Source organism: Algoriphagus boritolerans DSM 17298 = JCM 18970 (assembly GCF_900108085.1).
Lineage (GTDB): Bacteria > Bacteroidota > Bacteroidia > Cytophagales > Cyclobacteriaceae > Algoriphagus > Algoriphagus boritolerans.
On the sequence record NZ_FNVR01000019.1, the window covers coordinates 12,106 to 24,701 of the forward strand.

Genomic DNA, 12,596 nt, shown 5'->3' on the forward strand with positions numbered 1-12,596 from the left:
AATTATTAATATTTATTGCTTAAGCAAATTACTTAAACTTATTCTTACAAATCCCAATTCATCATCTAAATTTATTAATAACCACAGTTTTCCATCTTTTATAAAATAATCGTTATCAATTTCTGACAATTCCTTGATTTCCAATTCATCAACAAGACTGAATTCAGAATCAAAAACAGTTAAGAAAACCTTATTTCTTTTAATCTGTTTATCGGTAGGTTTTATATTATGATCAATGTCCTCAGAAAAAATCGTTCTAGATGAAAGACGAAAATAATGTTTGCTTTTGCTATCCCATTCTGGACGATAAAATGCAACTTGTTCATAATAACTATTTATTTCATTTTGAATTTCTTCTAATGCTCCAATACGAATTTTTGAGGGGATTACCCTCTTTGGTGTTAGTTTAGGATTATAATCTATAAACTTTAGAGACTTATCATGATGATCATAAACAACAATTTCATTAGAAAATTCGTAGCTTAGAAGGATCTTTTCATTTTGATATTTGAATTCTATACTAGGATCAATTATATTACCTGAATTCGCACTTCTAAAACTTAAATCACCATATGATGTTTTTGAATTTAATTTTAATCTCTCCACAGTATTTTCTTCTATAGAAAAAATATCAAGGTGGACTTCAATATTTTCATAATCGTAAGATAGGCCAACCACAAAGGAACTATCTGATTCTACAAGAATTTGTCTTTTGGGGAAGTCATTATATTTTTTCCCATTAAAACCTATTGAATTTCTCCAATCTATTTTTTGGAGTAGTGTTCCACTTGGATCAAAAATTCCAGACTTTTCAAATGATTTTAAAAACAAACGATTACCTTTTAAAACGTTGAATTCATTAAAGATATCACCAGTACCGTTTGGACCTTCCTTTTCAAATTTTTGCCTTTTTTTGAATTCTAACTTTTCAAGATCAATCTCATCTATTGAATGATTATAAGAATTATAGACGAAAATTGATTTTTTTTCTGAGTCTAGATCAGAAAATGATAGGAATCCCCATATATCTAAAATTTCATTTTTGGAATTGATCCTGACAGTATCAATTGAATAAATTTCCTCAGTATTATCGAATTCATTTGCCCTTTCGGCACACCCTACAATAATAACCATAAATAGAATAATAGTATATCTCATTTGATTTTTAAATTAATGAGGTTAATGAAGCCACACTAAATGTGGCTTCGATTAAATTTAGTTTACCCTACAAAAACCACTTGTAAGATCAGAACAGGAAGTTTGTGCGCAGCAAACATTGTTTGGATGCTTCGATCCGCATTTCATATCAAGACATCCGGCACCTCCGCCATAACCCCCGGTAATCTTCTTCATCTGACTTCTTTCCAAAATCTCATTGGTGCTGAGTCTGAGCATTTCTAAACTTAACTTTTTCATGATACGTATTTTTTTTAATGATCTTGATCGGCACTTCCGATCATTAGGCCCTAAATTATTTGGTAATCAAGCGAATACCTATACCATTTTTACTAAGTTTCGGTAAATAGTTACTGAATTAGGTATTCCTGATTTACCTTAGATTGATCATTTCGCTGTAGGCTGAGGTGAACTTTATAAGATTTTCAAAATGTAACTTGGCACCGATGGTCTTAAACCCCATCTCCTCAGCAGCATCACTGAGCTTCAATAAGCTGCTTCCTTCCCGAGTCGTCTCCGATATTTCACGAATTTCTTTTAAGGAAATGAGCTTCCCATAGTGCTTGGCAATAATCCGCAGGCAAGTGGGTCCACAGTCTTTGGAGTCAGGTTGTTTATAATGTGGGAATGGCATCACTTGACTAAAAAAATATCATTTTGTATTGTAATCAATAATTATAAAGCCTAGCTCATCAAAGAAGTTTTGGGTCAGCCACAGTTTACCGTCTTTGGCAAAATATTTCCCTCCAATAGAAGTTAGATTTTTTAGATGAAAATCATCGAGAAAATTTAAATTCGAATCAAATAAGGATAGGTACACATCGGTTTTTATTACATCAGGGAAAAATTGTCCTTCTTTAGTGGTTTCAGAAAATTTCCTTGAAGCAGATAATCTTAAGTATTTTTTGTTCATACTATCCCAGACTAAAGGGCCGTATGAAACTTGCTCGAAAAAATCAAGATAAACTGACCTTAAATAATCAATTGATGGGATTCCATTATCGTTTTTAAAATTTACTTTGGGCCTGGTCAGATGTGGATTATATCGAATGGTTTTAGTGTGAACACCTTTTGAGTTAAATACTATAATCTCATTAGAAAATTCATGTGTGATAAGGATTAAGTCATTTTCCTTACTCATAAAAACCCAAGGGTCAAAGAAGGAATAATCACTTGGGTCATCTACTGTTAATATATAATTTGAATAAGATGAATCAGGATCAATATAATGTTGTGTAAATGTATTACTTTGTACCGAAAGTATATTTAAATGGACTGATCTTTTATGTTGATCGAAGTTTAATCCAAAGACAATTTTTTCCTCATTGAAGCAAATAATTTCCGATTTTAAATATCCAGTAAAAATTTCATTATTTTCATTCTTTGAGCTATTCCAGGTAATCCTTTTTGATAGTTTTCCATTTTTATTAAATATTGCAGATTTGTCAAATGATTTGATAAAAAAAAGACTATCATTCATTATTTGAATACTACTTACATATTCACCAGTGCCATTAGGTCCATCTTTCGATAATGAGTAATTTTCTATAAACTCTAACTTTAATAAATCGACCTTATCTACAGAGTGATTAAAATTATTATATAGAATTAAAGTTGTTTTGTCTGGGCTTAAGTCTAATAAAAATTTTAGAGAATTTAAATCTAGAATCCTTCCTTTTTGATTAATAAGAAAAGTATCTAATTCCATTACCAAGTCAGGGGAATATGTTTTTTGTTTTGTATCATTCTTACAAGATACAAGAATAATTACAATGAAAATAGTGTAAATATATTTCATGTTTTAAAAATTAAGATAGGTGGAAGTCAACACAAAGGTTGACTTCCAAGATTTTGTATAGTTAATTGATTTCTTTGTTTACTAAAAACCAATTGGCCTTTTTACGCAATTTCCCGTTGGACCGCTGCACATATCATGAGGCGAACAACATAAAATCATTTGTGGACCACCACATGAATTATTACTACATCCTGACCCTCCAGTCCCATACCCTCCAGTAATCTTCTTCATCTGACTTCTTTCCAAAATCTCATTGGTGCTGAGTCTGAGCATTTCTAAACTTAACTTTTTCATGATACGTAGTTTTTTTTAATGATCTTGATCGGCACTTCCGATCATTAGGCCCTAAATTATTTGGTAATCAAGCGAATACCTATACCATTTTTACTAAGTTTTAATAAATAGTTACTGAATTAGGTATTCATAGTTTCCCTAATATTGATCACTTCGCTTTAGGCTGAGGTACTCTTTATAAAATTTTCAAAGCTTAACTTGGCACAGATGGTCTTAAATCCCATCGCCTCTGCTGCATCACTGAGCTTCAATAGGCTGCGTCCTTCCCAGGTCCTTTCCGATATATCCCGGATTTCCTTCAGGGAGATCAGCTTTCCATAGTCCTTAGAGATTAACCATAAACAAGTGCGGCCGCAGTCTTTGGAATCGGGTTGGGTGTAATGGGAAAAGTTTTTATCAAAATTTGATTTATCTACAAATTGAGAAAAGTAAAACTTAAAAAATATATTTTTTTGACCTAAAAAACACCTATTTATTTATTTCAATCATTTCAAATATCACCTCTCCATCCAAACTTCTGCCCTCTACTTTGATTCGAAAGCGATTAATGCCATACGGAACCTTGATTTTTACCTCAAATACTCCATCAGTGGTTTCCGCAAGCGGATCCCAATAAATAGTTGGTTTTTTGGCTAGATATCGATCTGAAGATGGTGCTTTCGGAAACTCAGGAAAAGCTGTAAAACCTAAAACAGGAAAAAACTGAAAGCCTTCGGAATTGAATTTTGTTTCGATTTCAGGGTTTACTCTAAAACCCTTTTTTGTTTCAATCATAATTACCCCTGCATATCCAGCCATTCCAAAAACAGCTTTACTGATATTGTCTGAATAAACCTTGATGGATAAGAGTTGAGACGGCTCTATTGAATTAAGTAGAAAATCCAATAATTCTCCACTTTGCATATATGGCCTAGGTGATCCGTCGAAAATTAAAAGGGGAGCACCAACGGTTTCACCAAAATTATAGTTTCCAAATTTTGCTGTGTTTCTATTTAATCGAAGTAATCCTAAAATTTCTTCCATTGATAGTTTTTCCAATTCTTTTGGACCAACTTCTTGGGTTGGTGCTCCATATCCATAATTTCGCTCGGCCATGGTTTCTCTCTCTCGAGTTTCCTCTTTGACAAACTCTTCCAAAAGAATGTAATCCCCTGAGGTATCTAAAAAATATTCTTCGGATCGAATTGTAACTTTTCGGTAAGCAGGCTTTGGGAAAGTCAAATTAAAATTCGGCTTGTCTATGGGATTTAGCTCCACTGATCCAATGGGACGAAGTTTCTCATTCACAGCCGCGATTGCAATCTGGGCAGTGTCCTGAAAGTTTAATCCGGTGGCCCAAAAGTTTCCTGCCGAATCTGGAAGAACCTGACCAAAATCTTCCAAGTCTCCTTGGACTATTGTAATTGGGGTGATCAAGGGTTGCCGACGATTATCCGGCACATACTTACCTCTAATGGAGATTCCATACTCTACAGGATAGTTCAGACCACTCTCAAAACTTTCTGGCAGGTCTTCGTCCAACCAGTCCATCGCTTGCTCCAAGCTACTCCCTTCAGTCAATTCCGTCACCTGATCCGCATCTGAGATCGAGAGCACAAATTCTGCGGCAATAGGGTTATCAAATTCATCCATAAAGGTCAACTGCAAATTCATCATTCGATAGTTCAGCGAATCACTGAGCTCATAATCTGATTTAACCTTTATGTTCCTTGGAAAGGATTCTTTCGCTGCTTCTGTCACTTCAGGGATAAAGCCAGCCTCCATCACAATAAATGGGGCTATAAATTGATCACTTTCGGGAAAATTACGGCTCCAATGGGTGTAAGCTCTCAGCCCATAGTCTCCCGGACTTAAATCCTGAGGCAACACCAGGGCACCTGAGATTTTACCTTGCAAAATCGGAAAAGTAGCAGACTGCACGATCTCATTATTCGGTTTGAGGATATCCACATAGAGTACCCGACTCAGGGAATCCGCCAGAAATGGATCTTGGTAAAGTACTCTCCCTCCAATCCAGGCTGTCTCGCCGGGATAGAAATAGGGCTTACTTGTGGTCAGCCAGACTTTTTCCCGAAGTTTATTGAATTGAAATCCAGCCTTTGAATTTGAAACTTGTGATTTTTCATTACTCAATGCCAAGGTAGATTTGACTTCAAAGTCAAGTGGAAGTGCCCTTGCTACGCGCTCTCGTGCCAAATAACCTGACAATATTAACTTAGTTGGGTCGATGAGTACTCCATTTCGATCAATATCGTAATAACCATCAGGAGCTTCTATCCAGCTAATTGGGGTGAAGATATCTTTATAGTAATCATTCCCCCATTTTTTTCCCAAGTGATGAATTTCAATTTTGTCAGGAAGAAAAATTCTAAAAGTATTGTCTCCTAGTGGTCTTCTCAAGATAGAACTGTTTTCCAAGGGGATAATCGTCTCGTTTAATTCTAAGTTAAATACATCAGTCCTTCTACGATCTAATTGCCCAGATACCACTCTAAACATTTGAAAATAAACCGAATCTGAAACGTTCAATAAAATAGATTGGTTTAGATGCCTAAGCGAACTAATGTAGCTTGATTGCCGAGCCTGTTCCCACTTAAATTGTTCTTGAGAATCAGATGAATTAAGTGACCTAAAGAATACCTGACCTGAAAATCTAGATCCAGTTCGTAACATTCTGAAATCTTGCAAATGATATTCAATCTTATATCCGAGTGCTTCGTTTTTTATCAAGAGTGGGTCCTTGGCATACGCTCTGATGTAATTCGCCCCCTTTTCAGGATTTATTTTTTCATATTCTATTACCCAAGGGTTTAAAATTTCTATCTGAGATTTATAAGGGTCATCAGGCAATGCCAAAAAAACATTTTCAAATTTTCGAAAATTTCGCTCCCAAGACTTGTCCCGCTTAGCTTTCAGTTCGACTTCAGAAAGATTGGACTCATTAAAAGCCAGCTCAAAAAACACCTCAACTTCTTTATTCCCAACAAAGGATATTGTTTTTACTTGAGTCACAAAGCCCATGAAAGAAGCCACCAATTCGATCTCTAATGGGAAATTTCCCGATAGAGTAAATCTGCCCTCCTCGTCTGTGGCGATCCCCTTTGTGGTATTGTTGACAAAGACATTGGCAAAAGGAAGCGGAAGGCCAGAGCCTTTTTCCCGCACCACTCCGCTGACTGTCTGCGCAGCTATGCTTCCAAAAGTAAAAAAGAAAAAGATAAAACATAGAGATCTCATAGGGTGGGCCAGGTTAGAGAAAAGGATTCTTGAACATCAGAAAACCCGGTTCGTCGTCAAAAGAAACTGCCAGGTAAAAAGTCGACTCTCTGAGGAACATTTTCTTGGGTTTGATTTTGATTCCTTCCAATTGGTGAGTCTCCCGCGTCAAGGTTAAGTCCGGATCATAGTCAAATAAATAGGAATCACAGGTATAATTTGGAGAAGTAACGAGTAGTATGTTACAACTAAACATTAACTAATAGTACATAAAATAAAATTAATTAAGGTCCTTGATCTCAATAATTACAAATCCAAGATCATCTGAAAAATTTTGGTAAATCCAAAATTTCCCATCTTTGGAAAAGTATTTTCCAAAATTGTAATTCAGGCCAGGGATCGCCAACTCATAGATCAAGGTAAAATCGGAATCAAAAACAGATAAGAATACGCTGGTTTTTAATACTTCCGGGAGAAACGAGCCATTTATTCGATCATCTGAGAAAACAGTAATTTTAGACAAACGCAAATAGCGTTTTTTTACATTATCCCATACAGGAGGGTAAAATCTTACTTGTTCTAAAAAATATTGAAATTCCTTTCCTGCATGCTCTCTGGATGTAATAGTTTTTCCATTTATGCTTTTTGCACTAGAAGGTGTAAATCTAGACTCATAGTTTATTTTCTTAACAAATTCTCCAACAGAATCATATAGAATTAACTCATTTGAAAAATCATGACTTATTATTGCTAAATTATTCTCAGAACTTAAGTAAACATGCGGCTTTACAAAGAAGTGACCTTGCGAATCTTCGCCTTCCAAAACGAAACAACCGTAAGACTTTTCAGAATCTAGATCTAACCGCTTTATGGAATTGTCAACTATTGACAAAATGTCAAAATGAATTTTTCGATTTTTGTCATCAAAGTCCAATCCAAATACCTTTAAATCGCTTGAACTTATTAGGATCTCGTTCTCAGGCTGTTGTCCATAAATTGATCCGATTGAGTCAATGGAATTTACCCAATCAACTCTCTTTACAAGAACTCCATTTTTATCGAATATTGCAGATTTATTGTAAGATTTTATAAAAAAAAATCCCCCCTTCAAATGATTTAAACTATAAAAACTCTCTCCTGTCCCATTAGGCCCCTCTTTTTCAAAAAAATATTTATTTGCAAAATCTAAACGATCAAGGTTTATTTCATCAATTGAATGATCAAACGCATTATATAAGAAAAGTGACTTTTCTTCATCATCCAAGTCGGAAATTAAAATAAATCTATTCAAATCTAACAAATGTCCTTTTGAATCAATTTTAACGGTGTCAATGGCATATAATGCTTCATTGTTTTCAATCTCAGTATATTTTCTTTGGCAAGAAAGGAAAACATACATAATTAGAAAGGTTGTTATATATTTCATAGAAACTAGTTAAGAATGGAGCCGAATTGAATCTCAGCCCCATCCAAATTGAATTTATTAGTAATTTAAGCCTTTACGCAAAGCCCATCACCAGCTGAGTTGCATTTGTCCCCAGGGCAGCATTGGACTGTTGGCGAACAATTGTTGACAGAACAACTACCACTTCCACCGTAACCACCAGTTATCTTTTTCATCTGACTTCGCCCGAGTACTTCTTCTGAAGAGAGTCTGAGCATTTCTAAACTTAACTTTTTCATGATAAATATTTTTTATATTCAAGAATCTTGATCGGGACCTCCGATCAATAGACCCTAAATTATTTGGTTATAAAGCCGATACCTATACCATATTTACTAAGTTTTAGTAAATAGTTACTGAATTAGGTATTCCTGATTCCCCTTAGATTGATCATTTCGCTGTAGGCTGAGGTGAACTTTATAAGATTTTCAAAATGTAACTTCGCACCGATGGTCCTAAATCCCATAGCCTCCGCGGCATCACTGAGCTTTAGCAAGCTGCTAACTTCTCGAGTAGTTTCTGATATTTCTCGGATTTCCTTGAGGGAGATCAGTTTTCCAGAGTACTTCGCAATTATCCTAAGACAAGTTGGGCCACAGTCTTTGGAATCGGGTTGTTTGTAATGGGGGAAAGAGGATTTCAAATCAGCATGCAAATCAAGATGGATAATATAATTAGTTAAAAGAAATAAAATGATCTGGTAAGATTCGACTACTTATTTTCAATTTTTAACCCTACCCTAAACAGCCTAAAATAATCTCGTTCCACTTCCTCATCAGCCCTCTCCATCATCCAGAGTTGCCCATTGCGAAGTAGCATACTACTTGGTTCAAGTCCCTCTGGCACAAAATCATTCAACACTGTTCCTAAAGAGTCAACTATTGCAATTCTTTCTTTATATTTTTTGTTTACCTTTTCATAAAACAACATATTCTCTTTTTTGCTTTTATTCATTCTACTTTCTTCTAAATCTTCGGCGTCATAACCAGGAAAATACGCTATTATAAACACACCATTAATCTTTTTTATGTTATTTATAAAAGCAGATCTAAATCTATCCATAAAAGCTTCAATTTCGAAAGAAAATGATTCTGCTCCTTTAAAATTTCTAAACTCTTTAAAATCTACAGGAATATTTGATTCCAATGCCCATGTGATTGGATTATAAACATAAATAGTAGGTTCAAGTCCAAAAACGATATAAACTAATTCTTCATCAATATAAAACACAGGATCCCATGCACTCCTAAAAAAGTGTTTACCATTCCTAAAGATACTTTCATCTGGAAAATTTAGGAAAGGTCTTATTTCACCAGTTTCAGGATTCAATAGCTTCATGAGATTTAATGAATAGAGAAATGATTTAGTTGAATAGTCTCTATTTGGAGGGAATTCTTGATTAAAAAATAAATATTCTTCATATAGTTTTTCCATACCAAACCCCATTTTATTAACTGCTCTATCTGGGACTTCAAAACTTTTTAACTTAACCTTTGAAAGTAAGTTTCCAGAAAAATCAAACTTTAAAAAGCCATTTGATCCATATACTAAAAAACTTTTATCATTAATTAACCTAATACAACTCAACAAAATACCATAAGAATCAGGTACATCACCGAATTTGGTAAATGAATTAATTATTTCCCCGTCAAAGTTAGCTATGTTTATTGTTTGATGATGAGGGCCATCATCGAGAAACAAAATCGACTTTGATTGAGGATTAATATCGTGAATTCTTGGGGTTCCAATGAAATTAATTTGGACACTATCTATTTTTTCGAGTCGAAAGATCTTTAACTCATTAGATTCAAAAATTGCACTTATTTTTTCTTTGTCAGAACTGCAAGAATATAAAATAAAAACACTCAATATAATTAAAATATTTCTCATTTATTGATATTCATTTACACTTTTAATGGCATATATTAAAAGTTGATGATGTTAAAGAAAGCTCAATTAACTTGAGCTCTCTAATTAATTTTTTAAGATTACCACCCACTTCCAGGACCACAATACGAAGTGGTGGCACATTGACTACAACACCACCAGCCTCCCCCTGCCGCATTTTTTTCTGCTACATCTCTAGAGACTCCACAAAAGGACGACCCTGAAGCCGTAATGAATCCACATGTTCCAGAACTCCCATACCCCCCGGTAATCTTCTTCATCTGACTTCTTTCCAAAATTTCATTGGTGCTGAGTCGAAGCATTTCTAGACTTAACTTTTTCATGATACGTATTTTTTTTAATGATCTTGATCGGCACTTCCGATCATTAGGCCCTAAATTATTTGGTAATCAAGCGAATACCTATACCATTTTTACTAAGTTTTAGTAAAGAGTTACTGAATTAGGTATTCCTGATTCCCCTTAGATTGATCATTTCGCTGTGGGCTGAGGTGAACTTTATAAGATTTTCAAAATGTAACTTGGCACCGATGGTCTTAAACTCCATAGCCTCAGCCGCATCACTGAGCTTTAATAAGCTGCTTCCATCCCGAGTCGTTTCGGATATTTCCCTGATTTCTTTCAGTGAGATCAGTTTGCCATAGTGTTTCGCAATTATCCGCAGGCAGGTTGGTCCACAATCTTTGGAGTCGGGTTGTTTGTATTGGGGGAAAGTAGCTTTCAAATTATCTTATTAATGAAGTTTAAAACCTAGGCGAAATTAGAATTAGTTATTTGATTTGGATCAGTTATTAGTTTTCTAATTTTAGCCCTACTCTAAATAACCTGAAATATTCCCGTTCAACTTCCTCATCAGATTTCTCCATCATCCAGAGTTGCCCATCTCGCAAAAGCATGCTGCTAGGCTCCAATCCATGAGGAACAAAATCATTAATCACATTTCCTGTTGAATCAACTATTGCAATACGAGAGGGGTACTTTTTTTGCATCCTTTCGAGAAATAACTTTGATTCCTCTAGAGATTTGTTTTCAAAATTGGTTTGAGTATCAAATTCGTTGTATCCTGGAAAATAAGCTACTACGAAGTAGTCCTTATATTTTTTAATATTTAAAATCATCCCTGAAGTAAATCGCAGTCCGAAAAAGGAAAAACCGGAAGAATAACCATCAGAACCCTTGAAATAGTTGTAACCCTTTAGATTTATGGGAAGAGCAAATATTAAATCATATGGATGGTTAGCATTAAAAGCATAGATAGTAGGTTCCAGTCCAAAAGCTACATAAATTTTTTTATCAGCCAAATGAAATACAGGATCCCAAGCATTTCTGAAAAAATATTTACCATTTCTAAAAATACTACTTTCTGGAAATTTGATTATACGCTCTTTCTCCCCTGTCGAAGGATTCAACAAATTCAACAAGTGCATTTCCCAATATATATTTAAGTCTGAATAATCGTTATTCACAGGAGAACTCTGATCATGATAAAGATATTTTTCTTCTATTTTTTCCAATCCGTACCCCATCGTTATAGGGGCATAATTTGGAACTTGGAAATCAATCGGCTTAACCCGAGAAAGTGCTTTCCCTTCAAAGTCGTAGGTTATAAAACCTTTGTATCCATAAACGATAAAAGAATTTTTACCATTTATTCGTAAAGTCGACATTAACCTTCCATATCCATCAGGAACGTCGCCCATTTTAGAAAAGGAGGAGTGTATTTTTCCTTCGAAATCAGCAATAAAAATCTCCTCAGAAAACTCCTTATGCTCAATAAAAAGCACTGTTCCTGTAATAGGATCAATATCATGGACTGTTGGATTTCCAATATATTCAATTGAGATACTGTCCAGCTTTTCTAGGTTTATAATTTTAGGTAATTTTACCTTATTATTATCTAATATAGTTTTTCTTTCTTGTGTACAACCAACAGAAAGAATTAATATTAAAAACACTACATATCTAGATTTCATGATTCTAAAATTAATATTAGGGGGATTAGTATTTTTTAATAAAAATAAAGTTAGTATGTACCGATGGTTTCCGTCACAAGTTTTGTGGGCGACTTCTAATCGGTTTTACAAAAGTAATAGGGATGAGAAAATAGCCCCATCCCTACGTCTATTAGCAATAACTTGCAGAACCTCCGTTTGAGGCACAGCTATCGCAGCACCAGTTACCACCACCATTATTGTATGCCTCGTTTGCTTCAGAATATGACATTCCGCACCACACTCTACCTTGCGTGTCTTTATATCCGCATGTACTACTACCATACCCCCCGGTAATCTTCTTCATCTGACTTCTTTCCAAAATTTCATTGGTGCTGAGTCTGAGCATTTCTAGACTTAACTTTTTCATGATACGTATTTTTTTTAATGATCTTGATCGGCACTTCCGATCATTAGGCCCTAAATTATTTGGTAATCAAGCGAATACCTATACCATTTTTACTAAGTTTTAATAAATAGTTACTGAATTAGGTATTCCTGATTTACCTTAGATTGATCATTTCCCTGTGGGCTGAGGTGAACTTTATAAGATTTTCAAAATGTAACTTGGCACCGATGGTCTTAAATCCCATGGCCTCAGCGGCGTCACTGAGCTTTAATAGGCTGCTTCCTTCCCGAGTCGTCTCCGACATTTCCCGGATTTCCTTAAGGGAGATCAGCTTCCCATAGTACTTTGCTACAATTCTTAAGCAGGTTGGACCACAGTCTTTGGAATCGGGTTGTTTGTAAAATGGAAAAAATTTTCTCAT

The 12,596-nt window shown here is 34.8% G+C and carries 15 protein-coding genes; all 15 read right to left on the reverse strand.

Going from position 1 to position 12,596, the window contains the following annotated elements; translation table 11 throughout:
* Window positions 1-12 precede the first annotated feature (12 nt).
* The 15 genes from C4S61_RS14945 to C4S61_RS15025 all read right to left on the reverse strand — a co-directional run bounded on the left by C4S61_RS14945 (window position 13) and on the right by C4S61_RS15025 (window position 12,596).
* Window positions 13-1,158, reverse strand: a complete 1,146-nt coding sequence (locus tag C4S61_RS14945; RefSeq protein ID WP_103925616.1) for a DUF4221 family protein — start codon at window positions 1,156-1,158, stop codon at window positions 13-15.
* A gap of 57 nt (window positions 1,159-1,215) precedes the next feature.
* Complete coding sequence (locus C4S61_RS14950) at window positions 1,216-1,416, reverse strand: hypothetical protein (protein WP_103925617.1); 201 nt, start codon at window positions 1,414-1,416, stop codon at window positions 1,216-1,218.
* 133 nt (window positions 1,417-1,549) lie between these two features.
* On the reverse strand, window positions 1,550-1,810 hold the full coding sequence (locus C4S61_RS14955; protein ID WP_235010017.1) for a cysteine peptidase family C39 domain-containing protein: 261 nt from the start codon (window positions 1,808-1,810) through the stop codon (window positions 1,550-1,552).
* Between the two features lie 18 nt (window positions 1,811-1,828).
* Window positions 1,829-2,974 carry a DUF4221 family protein gene (locus tag C4S61_RS14960; RefSeq protein WP_103925618.1) on the reverse strand — a complete coding sequence of 382 codons (1,146 nt, stop codon included), beginning with the start codon at window positions 2,972-2,974 and terminating at the stop codon, window positions 1,829-1,831.
* Between the two features lie 452 nt (window positions 2,975-3,426).
* Entirely contained in the window at window positions 3,427-3,744 is a 318-nt protein-coding gene (locus tag C4S61_RS22510) for a cysteine peptidase family C39 domain-containing protein (RefSeq protein ID WP_317046060.1), read from the reverse strand.
* A complete protein-coding gene (locus C4S61_RS14975; RefSeq protein WP_103925621.1) occupies window positions 3,737-6,505 on the reverse strand; it encodes a carboxypeptidase-like regulatory domain-containing protein in 2,769 nt (922 codons plus the stop codon). The genes C4S61_RS22510 and C4S61_RS14975 overlap by 8 nt, the downstream gene beginning before the upstream one ends.
* A 13-nt stretch (window positions 6,506-6,518) precedes the next feature.
* Entirely contained in the window at window positions 6,519-6,740 is a 222-nt protein-coding gene (locus C4S61_RS14980; RefSeq protein WP_103925622.1) for a hypothetical protein, read from the reverse strand.
* Between the two features lie 24 nt (window positions 6,741-6,764).
* The gene (locus C4S61_RS14985) at window positions 6,765-7,910 is read right to left on the reverse strand and encodes a DUF4221 family protein (RefSeq protein ID WP_103925623.1); all 1,146 of its coding nucleotides are present in this window, start codon (window positions 7,908-7,910) and stop codon (window positions 6,765-6,767) included.
* A gap of 379 nt (window positions 7,911-8,289) precedes the next feature.
* Window positions 8,290-8,583, reverse strand: a complete 294-nt coding sequence (locus C4S61_RS14995; protein ID WP_317046059.1) for a cysteine peptidase family C39 domain-containing protein — start codon at window positions 8,581-8,583, stop codon at window positions 8,290-8,292.
* A 56-nt stretch (window positions 8,584-8,639) separates the two neighbouring features.
* Complete coding sequence (locus tag C4S61_RS15000; protein ID WP_103925625.1) at window positions 8,640-9,818, reverse strand: hypothetical protein; 1,179 nt, start codon at window positions 9,816-9,818, stop codon at window positions 8,640-8,642.
* Between the two features lie 98 nt (window positions 9,819-9,916).
* Window positions 9,917-10,159: an rSAM-modified peptide gene (locus C4S61_RS15005; RefSeq protein WP_103925626.1), complete on the reverse strand. Its 243-nt coding sequence runs from the start codon at window positions 10,157-10,159 to the stop codon at window positions 9,917-9,919.
* A gap of 118 nt (window positions 10,160-10,277) precedes the next feature.
* Entirely contained in the window at window positions 10,278-10,559 is a 282-nt protein-coding gene (locus C4S61_RS15010) for a cysteine peptidase family C39 domain-containing protein (protein ID WP_235010019.1), read from the reverse strand.
* 67 nt (window positions 10,560-10,626) lie between these two features.
* Window positions 10,627-11,808 carry a hypothetical protein gene (locus tag C4S61_RS15015; RefSeq protein ID WP_235010021.1) on the reverse strand — a complete coding sequence of 394 codons (1,182 nt, stop codon included), beginning with the start codon at window positions 11,806-11,808 and terminating at the stop codon, window positions 10,627-10,629.
* Window positions 11,809-11,959: 151 nt separating this feature from the next.
* The gene (locus C4S61_RS15020; RefSeq protein ID WP_200820595.1) at window positions 11,960-12,175 is read right to left on the reverse strand and encodes a hypothetical protein; all 216 of its coding nucleotides are present in this window, start codon (window positions 12,173-12,175) and stop codon (window positions 11,960-11,962) included.
* A gap of 154 nt (window positions 12,176-12,329) precedes the next feature.
* Entirely contained in the window at window positions 12,330-12,596 is a 267-nt protein-coding gene (locus C4S61_RS15025) for a cysteine peptidase family C39 domain-containing protein (protein WP_103925628.1), read from the reverse strand.